General features: G+C 67.6%; 15 protein-coding genes. 3 read left to right on the forward strand and 12 right to left on the reverse strand.

Annotated features, from left to right (window positions below; all coding sequences use genetic code 11):
* The first annotated feature begins 252 nt into the window (after nt 1–252).
* Nucleotides 253–1,941 (forward strand): DEAD/DEAH box helicase, encoded by a 1,689-nt coding sequence (locus AC30CM_RS21395; RefSeq protein ID WP_490118921.1) that lies wholly within the window; start codon nt 253–255, stop codon nt 1,939–1,941.
* A complete protein-coding gene (locus AC30CM_RS21400; RefSeq protein ID WP_490118922.1) occupies nt 1,938–3,068 on the forward strand; it encodes an acyltransferase family protein in 1,131 nt (376 codons plus the stop codon). The genes AC30CM_RS21395 and AC30CM_RS21400 overlap by 4 nt, the downstream gene beginning before the upstream one ends.
* 34 nt (nt 3,069–3,102) lie before the next feature.
* Here the strand turns inward: AC30CM_RS21400 and AC30CM_RS21405 are convergent, their stop codons facing one another.
* The 5 genes from AC30CM_RS21405 to AC30CM_RS21425 all read right to left on the reverse strand — a co-directional run bounded on the left by AC30CM_RS21405 (nt 3,103) and on the right by AC30CM_RS21425 (nt 9,004).
* Nucleotides 3,103–6,024 (reverse strand): MMPL/RND family transporter, encoded by a 2,922-nt coding sequence (locus AC30CM_RS21405; RefSeq protein ID WP_490118923.1) that lies wholly within the window; start codon nt 6,022–6,024, stop codon nt 3,103–3,105.
* Nucleotides 6,021–6,476, reverse strand: a complete 456-nt coding sequence (locus AC30CM_RS21410) for an MmpS family transport accessory protein (protein ID WP_490118924.1) — start codon at nt 6,474–6,476, stop codon at nt 6,021–6,023. Before AC30CM_RS21410 ends, AC30CM_RS21405 begins: the two co-directional genes overlap by 4 nt.
* The gene (locus tag AC30CM_RS21415; protein WP_490118925.1) at nt 6,473–6,973 is read right to left on the reverse strand and encodes a MarR family winged helix-turn-helix transcriptional regulator; all 501 of its coding nucleotides are present in this window, start codon (nt 6,971–6,973) and stop codon (nt 6,473–6,475) included. The genes AC30CM_RS21410 and AC30CM_RS21415 overlap by 4 nt, the downstream gene beginning before the upstream one ends.
* Before the next feature lie 202 nt (nt 6,974–7,175).
* On the reverse strand, nt 7,176–7,772 hold the full coding sequence (locus tag AC30CM_RS21420; protein WP_490118926.1) for a TetR/AcrR family transcriptional regulator: 597 nt from the start codon (nt 7,770–7,772) through the stop codon (nt 7,176–7,178).
* On the reverse strand, nt 7,772–9,004 hold the full coding sequence (locus tag AC30CM_RS21425; RefSeq protein WP_490118927.1) for a cytochrome P450: 1,233 nt from the start codon (nt 9,002–9,004) through the stop codon (nt 7,772–7,774). Before AC30CM_RS21425 ends, AC30CM_RS21420 begins: the two co-directional genes overlap by 1 nt.
* A 191-nt stretch (nt 9,005–9,195) precedes the next feature.
* On the opposite strand from AC30CM_RS21425, the gene AC30CM_RS21430 reads away from it, so the two are divergent.
* Nucleotides 9,196–9,906 (forward strand): GntR family transcriptional regulator, encoded by a 711-nt coding sequence (locus AC30CM_RS21430; RefSeq protein ID WP_490118928.1) that lies wholly within the window; start codon nt 9,196–9,198, stop codon nt 9,904–9,906.
* Here AC30CM_RS21430 and AC30CM_RS21435 read toward each other — a convergent pair.
* From AC30CM_RS21435 to AC30CM_RS21465, 7 genes are read right to left on the reverse strand one after another with little or no spacing between them, the layout of a single operon-like run.
* Entirely contained in the window at nt 9,897–11,021 is a 1,125-nt protein-coding gene (locus tag AC30CM_RS21435; RefSeq protein WP_490118929.1) for a Gfo/Idh/MocA family protein, read from the reverse strand. The genes AC30CM_RS21430 and AC30CM_RS21435 overlap by 10 nt on opposite strands.
* 14 nt (nt 11,022–11,035) lie before the next feature.
* Complete coding sequence (locus tag AC30CM_RS21440) at nt 11,036–12,343, reverse strand: MFS transporter (protein WP_490118930.1); 1,308 nt, start codon at nt 12,341–12,343, stop codon at nt 11,036–11,038.
* 28 nt (nt 12,344–12,371) lie between these two features.
* Nucleotides 12,372–13,547 (reverse strand): DUF993 family protein, encoded by a 1,176-nt coding sequence (locus AC30CM_RS21445; RefSeq protein WP_490118931.1) that lies wholly within the window; start codon nt 13,545–13,547, stop codon nt 12,372–12,374.
* A 37-nt stretch (nt 13,548–13,584) separates the two neighbouring features.
* Nucleotides 13,585–14,835: a CaiB/BaiF CoA transferase family protein gene (locus tag AC30CM_RS21450; protein WP_490118932.1), complete on the reverse strand. Its 1,251-nt coding sequence runs from the start codon at nt 14,833–14,835 to the stop codon at nt 13,585–13,587.
* On the reverse strand, nt 14,832–16,430 hold the full coding sequence (locus AC30CM_RS21455) for an acyl CoA:acetate/3-ketoacid CoA transferase (RefSeq protein WP_490118933.1): 1,599 nt from the start codon (nt 16,428–16,430) through the stop codon (nt 14,832–14,834). The genes AC30CM_RS21450 and AC30CM_RS21455 overlap by 4 nt, the downstream gene beginning before the upstream one ends.
* Complete coding sequence (locus AC30CM_RS21460; protein ID WP_490118934.1) at nt 16,427–17,218, reverse strand: SDR family NAD(P)-dependent oxidoreductase; 792 nt, start codon at nt 17,216–17,218, stop codon at nt 16,427–16,429. The genes AC30CM_RS21455 and AC30CM_RS21460 overlap by 4 nt, the downstream gene beginning before the upstream one ends.
* Complete coding sequence (locus AC30CM_RS21465) at nt 17,215–17,727, reverse strand: MaoC/PaaZ C-terminal domain-containing protein (protein ID WP_490118935.1); 513 nt, start codon at nt 17,725–17,727, stop codon at nt 17,215–17,217. Before AC30CM_RS21465 ends, AC30CM_RS21460 begins: the two co-directional genes overlap by 4 nt.
* Between the last annotated feature and the right edge of the window lie 3 nt (nt 17,728–17,730).

A 17,730-nucleotide genomic window follows, 5' to 3' on the forward strand; every position in this document is an offset into this window, starting at 1 on the left:
GGGGGTGGGGCGACGACGGGGCTGCCGGCCGTCGGGGGTGCGCTGCCCTCGGGCGTCTTGGACACCGTCGAGTCGCCGGACCCGCAGGCGGCGAGCCCGAGGGCCACCCCGACGGATGAGGCGAACACCACCGACACCATCGCGATCCGCTTCACATCCAGGCACGGTACCCGCGGATCGCGGGCGCCCGAGACTGCCACCCGAGACTGCGTGGAGAGGAAAGCGCGCGCGAGCACGTAGACTGCCATGTCGATGACGTCGCCCGATTCGGACGCCCCCGGCTCCGACACCACGTTCGCCGACCTGCAGATTCACCCCGAGGTACTGCGGGCGGTCGACGACGTCGGTTACGAGTCGCCGTCGCCCATCCAGGCGGCCACCATTCCGGCCATGCTCGCGGGATCCGACGTCGTCGGTCTCGCGCAGACGGGAACCGGCAAGACCGCCGCGTTCGCGATCCCCATCCTGTCGAAGATCGACACGGCGAGCCGTCACACGCAGGCCTTGGTGCTGGCGCCGACGCGGGAACTCGCACTGCAGGTCGCCGAGGCTTTCGGGCGCTACGGCGCGCACCTGAAGGTCAACGTGCTGGCGGTCTACGGCGGGTCGTCGTACGTGCCGCAGCTGGCCGGTCTGAAGCGGGGTGCGCAGGTGGTCGTGGGGACGCCGGGCCGCGTGATCGACCATCTGGAGAAGGGCAGCCTGGACCTCTCGCACCTGGATTACATGGTGCTCGACGAGGCCGACGAGATGCTGCAGATGGGGTTCGCCGAGGACGTCGAGCGCATCCTGGCGGACACCCCCGAGTACAAGCAGGTGGCGCTGTTCTCGGCGACCATGCCGCCGGCGATCAAGAAGATCACCTCGAAGTACCTGCACGACCCGGTGGAGGTGACGGTCAAGTCCACGTCGCAGACCGCCGAGAACATCACGCAGCGCTACATCCAGGTGGCCGGGCCGCGGAAGATGGACGCGCTGACGCGGCTGCTCGAGGTCGAGCCGTTCGAGGCCATGATCGTGTTCGTCCGCACCAAGCAGGCCACCGAGGAGGTCGCCGAGAAGCTGCGGGCCCGAGGGTTCTCGGCCGCGGCGATCAACGGTGACATCCCGCAGGCGGTGCGGGAGCGCACCATTGCCGCGCTCAAGGACGGCTCCATCGACATCCTGATCGCCACCGACGTGGCGGCGCGGGGTCTGGACGTCGAGCGCATCTCACACGTCCTCAACTACGACATCCCGCACGATCCCGAGTCGTACGTGCACCGGATCGGCCGCACCGGCCGCGCGGGCCGTTCGGGTACCGCGCTGCTGTTCGTGACGCCGCGCGAGCGGCATCTGCTGAACTCGATCGAGCGCGTCACCCGCAAGAAGTTGATCGAGTCCGAGCTGCCGTCGGTCGACGACGTCAACGCTCAGCGCGTGCAGAAGTTCCGCGACTCGATCACCAACGCGCTCAGCGCGCCGGGGTTCGAGCTGTTCCGCAAGCTCATCGAGGGCTACGAGCGCGATCACGACGTGCCGATGGCCGACATCGCCGCGGCGTTGGCGGCACAGAGCCGCGACGGTGCGGAGTTCCTCATGACGGAGCCGCCGCCGGAGAAGCGCCGGGAGCGCCCCGACCGGGCCGGCCGCGATGGTGACGGCCCGCCCCGCAAGCGCCGCGACACCCGCGAGGATCTGGCGACCTATCGGCTGTCGGTGGGCAAGCGTCACAAGGTGGTGCCCGGTGCCATCGTGGGTGCCATCGCCAACGAGGGTGGCCTGCATCGCAGTGACTTCGGGCACATCTCCATCCGTCTCGACTACTCGCTGGTGGAACTGCCGGCAAAGCTGTCGAAGGACACCTGGAAGAAGCTCGAGCACACCAAGATTCAGGGTGTGCCGATCAACCTGGCGCTGGATCGCGGACCCAAGCGAGATCGCAGCCACAAGCCCAAGTGACGTCGCAGCGGGCCGAGGTCGGCGGGCTGGAGTCCGTCGGTCCCGGGCGTGTCGACTCGCTCACCGGCATCCGGGCCGTCGCCGCCATCCTGGTGGTGCTGACGCACGCCGCCTACACGACGGGCAAGTACACCCAGGGTTATGCCGGGTTGATCTATTCGCGCATGGAGATGGGCGTGCCCATCTTCTTCGTGCTGTCGGGGTTCCTGTTGTTCAGCCCGTGGGTGCGGGCCGCCGCGCGCGGTACCGACGGCCCCTCCGTGCGACGGTATGCGTGGCACCGCGTGCGGCGCATCATGCCGGCCTACGTGGTGACGGTGCTCGCGGCCTACGCGGTCTACCACTTCCGCACGGCCGGGCCCAACCCCGGGCACACCTGGGAAGGCCTGTTCCGCAACCTCACGCTGACGCAGATCTACACCGACGACTACCTGTTCTCCTACCTGCATCAGGGTTTGACGCAGATGTGGAGCCTGGCCGTCGAGGTCGCGTTCTACGTCGCGCTGCCGCTGCTGGCCTACCTGTTGCTGGTGGTGCTCTGTCGGCGGCGGTGGCGTCCCGGTCTGCTGCTGGCGGGGCTGGCCGCGCTGGCGCTGATCTCACCGGCGTGGCTGACGGTGGTGCACACCACCGACTTCCTGCCCGACGGTGCGAGGCTGTGGCTGCCGACGTATCTGGCGTGGTTCGTCGGCGGGATGATGGTGGCGGTGCTGCGCGAGATGCACGTGCGCTGGTACGCCGCGGTGTGCCTGCCGCTGGCGGTGATCTGCTACTTCATCGCCTCGACCCCCATCGCGGGGGCGCCGACGACGTCGCCCGCCGAACTCTACGAGAGCGTGGCCAAGACCGCGTTCTATGCGGTGATCTCGACGTTGGTGGTGGCGCCGCTGGCCCTGGGCGGCGGCGGTTGGTACTCGCGGTGCATGGCGAGCCGCCCCATGGTGTTCCTCGGCGAGATCTCATACGAGATCTTCCTCGTCCACCTCGTCTTGATGGAGGTGGTGATGGTGGAGATCCTGCGTTCCCCGGTCTACACCGGTTCCATGTGGTGGTTGTTCTTCTGGACCATGGTCGTCTCGGTGCCGGTGGCGTGGGTGTTGCACCGCGTCACCCGGGTGCGGTCCTGACCGGGCTGCGATCGCGTCGCAGCCCGGCCCGGTGTCAGCCCCCGACCGGGATGGCCGCGGTGTCGGTGTCGTCGCTCGGCGGCTCCGCCTTGCGGGACGGCGGCGTCGGCGGCAGGAAGTGGTGGTCGCCGCGGGGGTAGACCACCTGTGGCCACCAGAACCACCGGCCCAGCAGGGTCGCGATCGACGGCATCAGGAACGAGCGCACCACCAGTGTGTCGACCAGCAGGCCGATGGCGATGGTCGACCCCATCTGTGCGAGCACCACGAGGTCGCTGCCCAGCATGGCCGCCATGGTGGCGGCGAACACCAGGCCGGCAGAGGTGACGACGCCGCCGGTCCCGGCCATCGACCGGATGATGCCGGTCTTGAGGCCGGCGTGGATCTCCTCGCGGAACCGGTGTACCAGCAGCAGGTTGTAGTCCGCGCCGACGGCCAGCAGGATGATGACCGACATCAGCATCACCAGCCAGTGGATGTGGATGCCGAAGAGGTCCTGCCAGATGAGCACCGAGATGCCGAACGATGCGGCGATGGAACTGGCTGCCGTGCCGACGATGGTGGCGGCGGCGACGACGCTGCGGGTGAGGATCAGCATGATCATGAAGATCAGGGTCAGTGCGGACACGACGGCGATCATCAGGTCGTACTTCGCGCCGTCGGCCATGTCCTTGTAGGTGGCGGCTGTGCCGCCGACGAGGATCTTGGCGTTGGATAGCGAGGTCATCTTGATGGCGTCCTGGGCTGCCTCGCGTTCGGCGTCGACGCGCGAGATGCCCTCCACCGTGGCCGGATCCGACTGGTGGGTGACGAACAGCCGCGCACTCTTGCCGTCGGGTGACAGGAACATCTTGACGCCGCGTTGGAAGTCGGGGTTGCTGAACGCCTCGGGCGGCAGGAAGAACAGGTCGTCGTTCTTCGCGGTGTCGAACGCCGAGCCCATCGCCAGCGCGGTGTCGTTGAGCGCGGCCATCTGGGCGATGGTCGCCTTCTGGGAGTCGTAGGCCTGCAGGGACAGCGCGAGCGTCTGCTTCATGGTCGCGATGGTCTGCGGCAGCAGGGCCGTCAACTGCGGTGCCAGCGCGGCGAGTTGATCGGTGTTGCCCTGCACGGCGCCCTGGGCGTCGGTCAACTGGCTGATGCCGTCGAGGGAGTCGAACAGCGATCGCATCGACGCGCACAGCGGGATGTCGAAGCAGTGCGGCTCCCAGTAGAAGTACGCGCGCAGCGGCCGGAACTGGTCGTCGAAGTTGGCGAGGTTGTCGCGCACCTGTTCGGTGATCTTGAGCAGATCCTGCGACTTCGCCGCCGAATCCTGCGTCAGCTGAGTCTGTTTCAGTGACAGCTGGTATTGCTTCTCCATGATGTCGATGCTCGCCTGGGTGGCGTCGGCCATCTTCTTCATGTTGTCCAACTGGATCTGCTGGAAGGGCAGGTTCTGATTCTGCACCTGTCCGTTGATGCTGGTCTGGAACGGGATGGAGCTGTGCTGGATGGGGATGCCCAGCGGGCGGGTGATGCTCTGCACCATCGCGATGCCCTGGCTGTGCATGACGTTGCGGCCGATCGAGTTCAGCACCAACATGTCTGCGGAGTTCCGCATGTCGTGATCGGCCTCGACCATGATGATGTCGGGGTTCATCCGGGCCTGGCTGAAGTGCCGGTCCGCGGCGGCGTACCCGATGTTCGTCGGCGCGTCGGCGGGCAGGTAGTAGCGATCGTTGTAGGCCGGGGTGTAGCCGGGGATCGCGACGAGCCCGATGAGCACGACCACGGAGCTGCCGACCAGGATGGGGCCGGGCCAGCGCACCACCGCGGTGCCGACCTTGCGCCAGAACCTGCCGCGTGCGGCGCGCTTGGCCTCGAACAGCCCGATCTTGCTGCCCAGGAACAGCACCGAAGGTCCCAGGGTGACCGCCGAGGCCACCACGACCACCATGCCGATCGCGACGGGTTCACCCATCGTGGAGAAGTACGGCAGCCTGCAGAAGGACAGGCAGTAGGTCGCACCCGCGATCGTCAGGCCCGATCCGATGATCACCGGGATGACGCCGCGGAACGTGGTGTGGTAGGCGGCTTCTCGGTCCTCCCCGGCGCTGCGGGCCTCGCGGTAGCGGCCGAACAGGAAGATGCCGTAGTCGGTGGCCGCGGCGATCGCCAACATGGTGAGGATGTTGCCTGCGAACGTGGTGAGTCCGAAGGCGCCGTGTTCGGCGAGGACGGAGATGACGCCGCGCGAGGTGAGCAGGCCGATGGCGGTGAGGAACAGCTGGATCAGCGTGGTGACGATCGAGCGGTAGACCACGAGCAGCATGAACGCGATGGCGATCAGCGTGTAGAGCGTGATCTCGCCCAGGCTGGCGTTGCCGATGACGTGCATGTCGTCGGTGAGCGCCGCCGGTCCGGCGACGTAGGCTTGCACGCCCGGCGGTGCCGGGGTGTCCGCGATGACCTCGCGCACCTTCTCGACGCCTTCGTTGGCCTGCGTCTGGCCCTGCTCACCGGCCAGGTTGAGCATGACGTAGGCCGCCTTGCCGTCCGCACTCTGCGCGCCTGCCGCGGTGAGGGTGTCACCCCAGAAGTCCTGGATGTGCTGGATGTGTGCTGGGTCGTCGCGCAGCTTCTTGATGATGTCGTCGTAGTACCGGTGGGCGTCGGGGCCCAGCGGTTGGTCACCCTCGACGATCACCATGACGGTGCTGTTGGAGTCGAATTCGCCGAAGTTCGCGCCCATCTGCTTCATGGCGAGCACCGACGGAGCGTCGTCGGGCGTCATGGGCGCGGAGTGTTCCTCGCCCACGATCTCGAGCTGCGGTGCGATGACGTTCACCACCACCGCGATCGCCACCCAGGCGATGACGACGGGGATGGCCAACAGTCGCAATGCGTGTGCCACCGGGTGCGGCGTGGTGTGTGCGTCCGGCCGGTGTGCGAACCGGCGACCGTGCGTGCTCATGCGGACTTCACCAGGCAGTAGGTCTGCGCGTGTTCGCCGTCGGCTTGCCGTTCGTCACGGACGGTACCGTCGACGGTCACGCGGCAGCCCACCTGGCCGGCGTCGGCCTGCACCATGATGTTGGCGCTCACCGTAGGTAGCGTCGTGGACAGCGTGACGGTCCACGGCAGTGTGGCGCTGACGGTGTGCACGTTGGCATCGGGGTCGAAGTAGCTGATCTCGGCGGTCGCGCCGGGGGAGCCCCACACGTCGTACACCATCACCTTCGGATTGAATTGCACGATCTCGATCCCCGCTCCTGCGTTGGCGTTGAGGTCCTTCGATGCGAACTGGGAGTGCAGCCGCGACACCACGAGTCCCGCGACGGCGAGCACCACCACCAGCACCAGCGGCATCCAGACCTTCTTCAGGCCGTGTCCCAGCGCCGTCGTGGCGCGCCCGACCAGGCTCATGCGTGTCCTCGTTCGTCGTCGGGCTGCCCGTCGGCAGCGTCGGTGTGGCCGTCGGAACTGGCGGCCAGACGTTGCAGCACCGGCGAACCCACGCGTGCCGAGAGCGCCAGCGCATCACGTTCGTCGGGGCTGAGCGTGGACAGGATCTGCGCCAACCGTGCGCGCCGCGCGTCGAGGCGGTCCGCCAGGAGTTTGCGTCCGCCGTCGGCGATCCCGATCAGGGCGACACGTCCGTCATGGGGGTCGGCGACCTTCTCGACCAGGCCCCGGCGCTCCAGTCGTTGGACGAGCTGGGTCATCGACGGTTGGCTGACGCCTTCGGTGGCCGCCAGCGTGGTCACCCGTATGGGTCCTTGCCGCTCGATCCGGTTCAGCACGAAGGCCGCCGGGGCCGACATGTCGGCGCGGTCGCTGAGGCAGCGCACCAAGAGGTCGGCGGCGGTGTCGATGAACGTCCCGATCGACTCGGTCGTCCGCTCGTTCCCGTGATTCGGCACCACGTACGTATATCACGCACACTATGTACGTGCCAGATTAGGCGGGCTAATCTCCATTGCGACGTCCGGGCGGGCGGGTGGTCCGGTGAGACCCTCGGCTGTTCGACGGCTTCCTGCAAGCACTCTGGAAGAATGCTGTACGTCGGCTGTGGATGGATCTCTCGTCGAAGGGTGTGGTCGGGGCCCATCTACATAGCCAGAGCTATGTAGATGACCTCGTGGCCGTGCCGCGGCGGCCGGTGGACTCGTCGTCGGGGAACGCCGGCAGCACGAAGTCCTCGAGCAGCGCGCGTTCGTCGGCCTCGTCCTCGCCGGGGAAGGTCAGCAGCGAGACGATGACGCGGACCAGCCACCGCGCCCGACGGGCGGCGTCGGCGTATCCGAGCGTGGTCACGTAGGCCTCGGCCATCACCCGGATCACCTCGGAGCGTTCGGCCATCTCGCCTCCGATGGGGCGCTGCTGCGGCGCGAACCACGATGCCAGAGCCGGGTTCTCGCGAACCAGCCGCAGCGCCTCGACGACGCCGTCGACGAGGCGTCGGGTCGAAGGGGCGTCGGGGTCCAGCCGTTCGCCGAGGTCGGCGAACGCGCGGTGCGCCTCTCGATGCACGTAGGCGGTCTGCAGCGCGTCGCGGCTCTCGAAGTAGCGGTACAGGGTGGCGCGTGAGCATCCTGCTGCGCGCGCGACGTCGTGCATGCCGACGGTGGCGGCGTCCCGTCGCGTGAACAGATCGTGGGCGGCGTCGAGGATGCGATCGGTCGCCACCTCGCCGCGCGCCTGCGAAAGCCAGTCGGCCACTAGGTCACCTGCACGGGGATCGACAGGGGACGGCGCACGTAACCGCCGTCGGCCCAGACGACGCGGTCCTCGTCGATCTCGAACCGCGGGATGCGGGCCATGAGTTCGGACAGTGCGACGCGCGATTGCATGCGCGCGGCGGCCGCACCCAGGCAGTGGTGCGCGCCGTGGCCGAAGGTCAGGATGTTGCGCGGGGCCCGGGTGACGTCGAGTTCGCCTGCAGTGGGGCCGAATTGGCGCTCGTCGTGGTTACCGGAGGCGTAGAGCAGCATGACCCGTCGGCCCGCGGGGATCACGACGTCGCCGATGGTGACGTCGCGGGTGGCGGTGCGCCCGAGGAGCTGCACGGGCGAGGTGAGGCGCAGGAGTTCGTCGACGGCTTCGTCGACCAACGACGGCGTGGCGACGAGTTTCTGCCGTTGATCGGGGCGTCGGTGCAGCAGCTGTACGGAGCCGCCCAGCATGCCGGTGGTGGTGTCGTTGCCGCCGGTCACCATCGTGAACGTGAAGGCGAGGATGGCCAGCAGCCCCGAGACGTCGCCGTCGGCGCCCATTCCGGCGGCGACGAGGTGGGACACGGTGTCGTCGGCGGGTTCGATGCGGCGCCGTTCGACGAGTTCGGTGAAGTAGGCCATCATCTCGCCGAGTCCGCTGCCGAGTGCCTCGAGGGCGCCGCCGACGCCACCGGCGGTGTTGGCGGCAACGATGGCGTCGGTCCAGGCGTCGAAGCGGTCGCGATCGGCGGCGGGGACGCCGAGGTGGTGGGCGACGACCATCGACGGCAAGGGCTTGAAGAGGTCGGCCACGATGTCGCCGCCGCCGTCGGCCAGGATCCGGTCGAGGCGCTCGACGACGAAGGCGCGCACCATCGGCTCGACGGTGTCGACCTGGCGGGGCGTGAACCCGCGGGCCACCAGCTTGCGAAACTCGGTGTGCGCCGGAGGATCCTGCATCACCAGCGGGGGGTTGTCGGCGAGTCCGATGAGGTCCAGTTCGCCATAGTTGACCGTCAAACCCTGCGCCGAGGAGAAGGTCCGATGATCGCGCGCGGCGGCCCAGACGTCGGCGTGCCGGGACAGCACGAAGTAGTCGTGCTCGGGTCGCTCGGGCGGCACCACGTGGTGCACGGGGTCGTGATCGCGCAGCGCGCGGTACATCGGCCAGGGATCGGCCCACGTCGCGGCCGTCGGCAGGGCGAAGTGCGCGTCCTGGTGAGACAAACGGACCGGCATGTCTCATGTGTACGACGTGGCGTCGTGCGTGTCAAGGGTGGTGTCGAGGGGTCGGAGACGTGTCCCAATCGCAGATGGGTCGTCCGATTCCGCCGCAGTGTCAACATGTCGACAATCAGTCAATGGACAGCGCTTGCTAGCCTGCTAGGAGTGTGTTCGCCACCCGCGACCGCCTGCCAGACGGAGAAATCGTGTCCATCAACATCACCGGCAAACCGAACAGGACGACGCTGCGCGAGTCGACCGTCGATGTGCTCCGCGAGGCGATCTTCGGCGGCGACATCCCCGCGGGCACCCATCTGGCGGAAATCAGCCTCAGCGGCTCCCTTGGCGTGAGCCGGGCGACGCTGCGCGAGGCGTTGCGGCAACTGCAGCAGGAAGGTCTGGCCGTCCAGGACGCCCGCGGCCGGGTGTCGGTGCGTGACGTGTCTGCCGACGAAGTGCGAGACCTGTTCGAACTCCGTCTCGGTCTGGAATCGATGGCCGTTCAGCGGCTGTGCAAGCTGTCCGACCGCACGGCCGTCGTCGCCGAGTTGACCGAACGCCTGGAACGCCTGCGCACGACGGAATCGCTCGCGGCGGACCTCAGTGCGGACTTGGAATTCCACGGTGCCATATGTCGTCTGTCCGGCAATCAACTGCTGCTGCAGTCTTGGCAGGGGATCAGCAGTCTCATCCGCATCACCATGCTCGCCGCCGGGCCGGACTCCGCGCGCGCGAACATGGCCTACGACCGGCACGCGCCGATCGTCGACCTCATTGCCCGTGGCGACGTGACGGCGTGCGGCGAATTCCTCGTCGACCACATGGCTTCGGCCCGTGACCGTCTGGTCGCGAGTATGGGCGGATCACCCGGCGCGCGTGACGAGCCCGACGTCGAAACTGGCCGTCCTCACGGGTGATTCGATGCCGGAACGGTCGCCGATGCCGTGTCGGGGATGACAACGCTGCGAGGTGTGGCGGTGAAACGGACGGGCAGTCCGGTGCGCGCCGATTCGTAGACGGCGAGCACGATGCGCAGCGCCCGGGTGGCATCCGGCCCGTCGACTGCGGGTCGAGCGCCGGAGCGGATGGCCGATACGAAATCGGCGACCTGCGTGGTGTGGTGCGGTATGAGCCGTCGGTTGACATCGCTGAGCACCACGTGCGGGTCGGCGCCGGCCGGGAACCGCTCTTCCGACACGATGCGCCCGTCCTCGGACCAGAACTCGACGCGCCCGTCCGTCCCCTCCGGGAACTCCACGAGCTGCACGCTCGTGCCGGTCGACGTGGTGACCCGCACCCGGGCGCCGAGTGACGGGTTCGCGGCGGTCGTGGCCTGAATCGTGGCCAGGGCCCCCGACGTGAACGTCAGTGTCGCCGCGGCAGAGTCCTCGACCTCGATGTGGTCCCCGTGGGTGAACGTGGCGACCCGGCCGTACACTTCCGCGACGTCGCCCATCAGCCACTGCAACAGGTCGACGTGGTGGATGGCCTGTGTCATCAGCACACCACCGCCGTCGTCGGCCCAGCTGCCCCGCCATGGGTCGCGCGTGTAGTACTCGGCCGTGCGTTCCAGCAGCACGGTGCATTCGCCCAGGATCGGCACGCCCGACTGCCCGGAGGTCAGCGCTGCGTGCATCCGCTGCGCTGCCGGCCAGAAGCGACGCTGGAGCAGGACGGCGAGCTTGACGCCGGCCGCGTCGCAGGCCTGGACCATGCGCTCAGCGGCGGCGAGGTCTGTGGCAACGGGCTTTTCACACAACACGTGCGCCCCGGCCGCAGCGGCTGCCACCACGACGGCCTCGTGGGTCGGGTGAGGGGTGCACACCGACACCACGTCCACTCCGTGAGCCAGCAATTCCTCGACGCTGCCGTACGCGGAGCCGACCTCTGCGAGGGCCGCCGTCGATCGGGCCTTCGCCAGATCGACGTCGCACACCGCAACGACGTCGGCGTCCGGCACGGCGCGGAACGCCGCGAGGTGATTTCGGGAGATTCCCCCGCAGCCGACGATGCCGACGCGTAGCGGTTTCACGGCGAACTTCCCGGTCAATCGCGCGAGACCGCCTGACTCCTGCGCAAGGTGAACATCGCGATCAGACCGATGAGGCTGGTGGCCATCACGAACCACGTCGGACTGCGCAGGTCGCCGGTGACCTCCACCAGCAGGGTCGCGATGAACGGAGCCGTGCCGCCCGCGATCACCACCGCGAGATTGATGATCAGCGCCGAGCCGGTGTACCGAACCTCCTCGGGGAACAGTCGCGGGATCAACGAATAGGCGGAGACCTGCAGCACCGACATGTTCACGATGATCAGCATGTAGCCCAGCGTGGCGATGGCCAGATTGTTCAGGTCCATCAACAGCAGACCGGGGTAGGTCAGCACCGCGTAGCCCACGAGGCCGATGACCGCGATGGGCCACAGACCGACCCGGTCGGCCAAACGGGCGGTGAACGGCATCACCGCGACCGAGAAGAGCTGCACGCCGCAGGTGATCCAATACACCGCACTCTTCGGATAGTCCAGATCGTTGACCAGGTAGATGGCGATGAAGGTGGAGCCGATGAACGCCCCGCCCTGGATGCCGATGCCGAGACCCAGGCCCTTGAGCAGTGGTTTGGGGTACTTGCGCAAGAGACTCATCAGCGGGAAGCCGTGTGCGGCTGAGTTCTTGGCGATGGTGTCGACATCGGGCAGTCTCCGGCGGATGACATAGCAGAAGATCGTGAGCGGTAATCCCACGAGGAACGGGATACGCCATCCCCAGGCCGTCAGATTGTCATCGGTCATGAGACCGGCCACCACACCCATCGCGCCGGAGGCGACGGCGTACCCGGCATTGCAGCCGATCGGTACGTAGGCGCCGAAGCGCGAACGCTTGTCGGCGGGCGCGTATTCGGAGATCACCGTGGCCGCGCCACCCATCTCACCGCCGGCGAAGAAACCCTGCGCCAGCCGCACGACGAACAGCAGTGCCGGAGCCCATATCCCGATCGTGGCGTATGTCGGCAACACGCCGACCAGAGACGTCGCAATGCCGACCCCGAGGATGGTGATGAGCAGGGCCCGCCTGCGGCCAAGGCGGTCACCGACGGCACCGAAGACGACACCACCGACGGGACGTACGACATAGGACAGGGCGAATACCGCCAGGGCGGACAGGAGGGAGGCGACGGGGTCGCTGCTCGGGAAGAACAACGGCGCGATCACCGTGGTGGCATAACCGTAGAGGGCGTAGTCGTAGTACTCGATGAGTGTTCCGACTCCGCCGGCCAGCGCGATGCGCTTCACGGATCGCTCGTCCAAGGGGGCAGGTGTCGCAGCCTGCTCGACGGCTTCGGGGTTGAGCGTCATTGCTCAGTCCTTTCGAGGGTGGTCGGTTTCACTCCACACCGGCCGCGGCCAGCAAGAGCCGCATCCGGTGTGCGGCGAGGTCGGGGTTCGGTAGCAGGCCCAGTCGGTCCGCCCCGATGAACAAGTCGGTCAGGTGCTGCACGGAGCGCTGTCCCTCGCGCCCGGTGACCTGGCGGTAATGGCTTTGAAAATCGGACAACCACGCGATGAAGACGGTGCCGGTCTTGTAGCGCGCCGCGGGTGGTTCGAACATCTTCACGGCGAAGGGAATCGTGGAATCCATGACGGTGCGGAAGACGTCCCTGTCGCCACGGTCCAGCGCCGCGAATGCCTGTGAGGCGACCGGTGCGATCGGATCGAGGACGCCGAGCAGGCCGTGCGAGTGACTCTTGTCGTCGCCGAGCAGCAGGTCGGTGTACCCGTAGTCGTCGCCGGTGTAGACGTTGATGCCGTCGGGAACCAATTCGCGGAACTCCCTCTCGAATTCCGCGTCCAGCAGGCTGAACTTGATGCCCTGGATCTTCTCGCGGTTCTCGGTGGCCATGGTCAGCACGACGCGCATGGCTTCGCGCAGGTCCGTGTGACCCCAGTAGCCGCGCAGACTTGGATCGAAAACCGTGCCCAGCCAGTGCACGACGACGGGTTTGGTGGCCTTCGCAAGGGCCTCACGATAGACGTGCAGGTAGTCGTCTTCTGAGGCCGCGGCCGCGACGAGGGCGTGCGAGGCGCGGATGACGGCGGCGCTGCCGCAGCTCTCGACGTACTCGATCTGTTCGGCGTAGGCGTCGATGACCTGTGCCAGTGTGGGATTCGCCGATTCGAGCTGATCGGTGCCCGCTCCTGAGACGATGGCCGCACCGGCCTTGTCGGCGGCCTCGTTGCCGTAACGGATCAGGGTCTTGGCCTGGTTCCAGTCGAGGCCTTCCGGGCCGCGCTCGGAGGTGTCCATGGCCTCGGCGATACCGATGCCGTAGGAGAAGAGGTGCTCGCGAAACCGGATGGTGGCCTCCCAGTCGACGGGCGCCCGCACGCCAGGCTGGTAGTCGCCGCGGACGTCGGCCACCACGTGGGCCGCGGCATACACCTTGCGCGAGGTGAATTGGTCCGGATGCTTCTCGAAACTCGCCGGTTCGTGCATGGTGTAGTCCGCAATGCCGCCGTCGGCGCGGGGCAGGCGGATCGTGGTCGAGGTCGGTGTCGTCACGATGGGTACTCCTTGAGGTGTCGGGCTCGGGCATTGGTCACCAGTGCGTGGGGGCGCCGTCCTTCTCGTCGTCGCGCTCGGTGCCGATGATTCGGGCGGCCTTCCATGCAGCGACCTGTTGAGGACCGAATCCGGCTTCCGCGAGTACGTCGTCGTTGTGTTCGCCGAGGCTCGGCGGCAGCATCCGAACCCGCCCGGGGGTGTCCGAGAGCTTGACGGGCATACCCACGAATTTGACTGCCCCCACGCCGGGTATCTCGGCCTCCAGCACCATCTCGTTGTGCAGGATCTGCGGGTCGGAGAAGACGTCGGCGTAGTCGTTCACCGGAGCCGCGAGGACATCCTGCTGCGCGTAGCGCTCCACGAGTTCCTCGCGATCGAAGCGCAGGCTCGCCTCGCGGATCAGTCGCGTGGTCTCCTCCGGGTGCGCCAGCAGGCCCTCGTTGTCCTGGAAGCGGGGATCGTGCACGACGTCGTCGGGTAGGCCCAGCGCGGTAGCGCATTGCTGCCAGGGGCGGGGGATGTAGAACTCGCCGATCAGGACGTACCAATTGCCGTCGCCGCACTGGTAGGTGCCGTACAGGGCGGTGTTGTGGGAATGGGCGATACCCGCTGCAGGACGCGGATATTCCTGCCCCAGGGTCAGATAGGTCGTGCCCTCTTGCAGGTGACTCGCCACCGCCGCGTTGACGAGACAGGAGTCGACGACCTGCCCTCGCCCGGTGCGTTCTCTCGCCGCCAGGGCGATCATCAATCCTTGGGCGAATTGCATGGAAGCGAGGTAGTCGATCATGAACGTGCCCGTCGGCGTCGGCGGCCCGTCCTGCGCGCCGGACAGCGCCATCAGGCCGGACATGGCCTGGGCGGCCAAATCCTGCCCGCGGCGCTGCGCGTAGGGACCGGTCTGGCCGTACCCGGACGCATAACCGACGATGATGCGGGGGTTGACTGCGGAGAGGTCCGCCCAGCCCAGACCGAGCCGGTCCATGACGCCGGGGCGAAAGTTGCTGGCCACGATGTCCGCTCCTCTGGCCAGATCGAGGATCAGCGCCCGCCCTTCGGGGTTCTTGAGATCGACGGAGATGGAGCGCTTGTTGCGGTTGGTCGCCGCCCAATGGGGTGAGTAGCCGTTGATGGTCGGGAACTGGCGGCGACCGATCTCACCCGCTCCGATGCGCTCGACCTTGATCACGTCGGCGCCGAAGTCCGCGAGCACCTGCGTGGCGCTGGGGCCTTGTTCCAGTTGTGTGAAGTCGAGGATGCGTACGCCCTCGAAGGCGTCTGTCATGTCGTGGTGAGCCTTTCACGCTGGGCGTCTCGCGACCGTGTCCGTCGAGGTCGCAGAGTCAATTCCATTGGGGCTTCGAGGAACAGGCGGGCGTTCATCTGCGTGAACTCGGCAGCGATGTGCGGAGTGAACGGCATGACCGAGAGCAGGTCCCGTTCGAGATCGAGACCTGGCGCCAATTCGATGAGAGTGAGCCCCGCGCCGCGCAGTTCGAAGACCGCACGTTCGGTGACGTAGAGCACGCGCTGACCGTCGCGCAGGGCCCGCGCAGCGGAGAACGTGATCACGTCGACGTCGACGACGAACTTGCGGTAGCGCCCCTCTTCCACGATTCTCATCACGCCGTTGCTGATCTCGGTGCGGAGGCCGCCGCCGGTGACGGTGCCGCAGAACACGACGGTGCCCGTGCGCTGGGAGATGTCGACGAAACCACCTGGCCCGATCACGGTGTCACCGGCCTTGGTGACGTTGACGTTGCCGTGGCGGTCGATCTGGGCGAAGGCGAGCCCCGCGAAGTCCAGTCCGCCACCGTCGTACAGGTCGAATTGACTGCACATGTCGATGATGGCGGTGGGATCGACGGCGGTGCCGGAGTCCAGTCCGATGCCGGGGACCCCGCCGTAGATGCCCTGTTCGACGGTGAACGTCACCTGGTCGATCAATCCCTCCTCGTGGATGACATGGGAGATGCCGTTCGCCATGCCGACACCGAGATTGACGAGGGCGCCGGTTTCGAGCTCGGCTGCCGCGCGACGGGCCACCACCTTGCGGTGGTCGAGGTTCATCGGTGCGATGACGCCGTCGCGGGGTGGCAGCATCCCGGTGCGGGAGGGGTCGAACTCGGTGATCGGGGTCTGCATCGGGTAGTCGGTGAGCACCACGTGGTCGACCAGCGCACCGGGGACACGGACCTGCGCACCGGGGATGGCGTGGCTCGGCACCACTCGCTTGACCTCGGCGATCACGATCCCGCCGGAGTCGTGCACGGCCTGCGCGATGGCGAGGTTGTCGCTGAAGGCCGCTTCGTCCGCCATGCTCAGGTTTCCCGTCTCGTCGGCCACCGACGCGCGCAGCAGCGCCACGTCGATGTCGAAGGTCGGGTAGTACAACCACTCCTTGCCGCCGAGTTCGACGATCTCGCTGAGGCTACCCGTGGTGGCCTGGTTGAGCCGGCCTCCGCCGACCCGGGGGTCGGTGTGGGTCCACAGGCCGATGTCGGTGAGCAGACCTGGTCTGCGCGCGGCGATTTCACGATAGGTCAGCGAAATGGTGCCGGCTGGCAACGCGAACGCCTCGACCTCGCCGGTGGCGATCATCTGCTGCTGACGCGGACTGAGCACGAAGTGCGAGCCGATGAAGCGGCGGACGAGACCGGGATGCGCGAGGTGGTCCGTCCCGCGGCCTTCGTGGTTTCCCAGCCCCATGACGTGGACCACCGTCAGGTCGGTGGGGGCCTGCGTCGCCTCGAAACGGCGACCGAGCGCGCCGAGCAAGGACTCGGGCACCTGGAGCAGGGAACCGCTGCCGCCCACGGCGACAGTGGATCCGGACGGTACCAGCGCGGCGGCGGAGCGCAGATCCAGCAGCTTGCTCATGGCATCACGTCTCCACCGCACACGTGAAGACACTCTCCGGTGATGTAGGAGGCGTCGGGAGAAAGCAGGAAGGCCGTCGCGGCCGCCATGTCGGCCGGGGTGCCGGCACGCCGGAGCGGCACCGCGGCGACGCGCGCCGCGCGTGCCTCACCGGGGTCTTGCCCGCGGAGCGCGGACAGCGCTGTGTCGGCGCGATCCCACAGCGCGGTGTCGACGATTCCTGGGGCGACGGCGTTGACGCGGATGCCCTGGGGCGCGAGCGCCACGGCGAAGGACTTCACCAGGCTCAGCACCGCCGCCTTGGATGCGGAGTAGTGGGGGTAGAACGGTCCGGCCAGCCGCCCCTGGATGGACGCCATCGCCACGATGGCGGGGGCGTCGGCCGAGCCGGGAGCGGCCGGAGACATGGCGCGGGAGGCCATTTGCAGGCAGTAGAGGACGCCACGGGCGTTGACGTCGAGGACGGCGTCCCATTCGTCGGCGGTCACGTCGACCGCATGTGTCCAGGTCTGGATGCCGGCGTTGCACACCAGTAGATCGATGGCGGTGCCGAACGCGGCTCGCGTCGCTTCCGGAAGCGCGTCGACGCCGGCGCGTTCGGCGACGTCCAGGTGAACGGCGGACGCGGCCACGCCAAGACGCGCAGCGGTCGACTCCGCGCCGTCCAGATCGCGGTCGGCCAGAAGCACGTTGGCGCCCTCGGCGACGAGGCGCTCGGCGACCCCGGCGCCGATGCCCTGGGCCGCGCCCGTCACGATGGCGGTGCGCCCCTGCAACCGGCCGCTCACTCGGCGTTCCTCTGCGCGGCGTGCGGACCGGAGGCGGTGACGGCGGCCAGCGGCACCTTCGAGCACAGCAGAACCTTCTGGCCTTGCTGCACGGTCTCGCCGCGCTGGTTCACGATCTCGACGTCGAATGTCGCGACCGCCTGGTCCGGTTTCGAGGCGCTGTTCCGCAACTCGGCAATCGTGTAGTTGACGAACATGGTGTCGCCCACGTAGAGCGGGCCGCGGAATCGCCAGTCGCTGATGCCGAGGAATGCGACGGCGGTTTGGCGCAATTCACCCGTACGGGGCCACATCAGGCCGTGCGCGTAGGCCAGGCCCAGCATGCCGTGGGCGACGCGTCGACCGAATTGGCTTGCCTCCGCGTACACGTCGGAGGTGTGCAACTCGGAGTAGTCGCCGGTCAAGCCGGCGAAGCCCACCAGGTCGGCGTCGGTGACGGTGCGACCGGGCGACCTGAATTCCATACCGACGTAGAGGTCGTCGTACACATAGCCCTGCATGTTGCTCATGGT

The sequence above is a fragment of the Mycobacterium sp. DHQP2018-32-09 genome (assembly GCF_058148405.1).

What these genes read in the sequence shown, in the direction of transcription:
- AC30CM_RS21395 (WP_490118921.1), top strand. Translation starts at nt 253, where the DNA reads ATGACGTCGCCCGATTCGGACGCCCCCGGCTCCGACACCACGTTCGCC.
- AC30CM_RS21405 (WP_490118923.1), bottom strand. Translation starts at nt 6,024, where the DNA reads ATGAGCACGCACGGTCGCCGGTTCGCACACCGGCCGGACGCACACACC.
- AC30CM_RS21410 (WP_490118924.1), bottom strand. Translation starts at nt 6,476, where the DNA reads ATGAGCCTGGTCGGGCGCGCCACGACGGCGCTGGGACACGGCCTGAAG.
- AC30CM_RS21425 (WP_490118927.1), bottom strand. Translation starts at nt 9,004, where the DNA reads ATGCCGGTCCGTTTGTCTCACCAGGACGCGCACTTCGCCCTGCCGACG.
- AC30CM_RS21440 (WP_490118930.1), bottom strand. Translation starts at nt 12,343, where the DNA reads ATGACGCTCAACCCCGAAGCCGTCGAGCAGGCTGCGACACCTGCCCCC.
- AC30CM_RS21450 (WP_490118932.1), bottom strand. Translation starts at nt 14,835, where the DNA reads ATGACAGACGCCTTCGAGGGCGTACGCATCCTCGACTTCACACAACTG.
- AC30CM_RS21455 (WP_490118933.1), bottom strand. Translation starts at nt 16,430, where the DNA reads ATGAGCAAGCTGCTGGATCTGCGCTCCGCCGCCGCGCTGGTACCGTCC.
- AC30CM_RS21465 (WP_490118935.1), bottom strand. Translation starts at nt 17,727, where the DNA reads ATGAGCAACATGCAGGGCTATGTGTACGACGACCTCTACGTCGGTATG.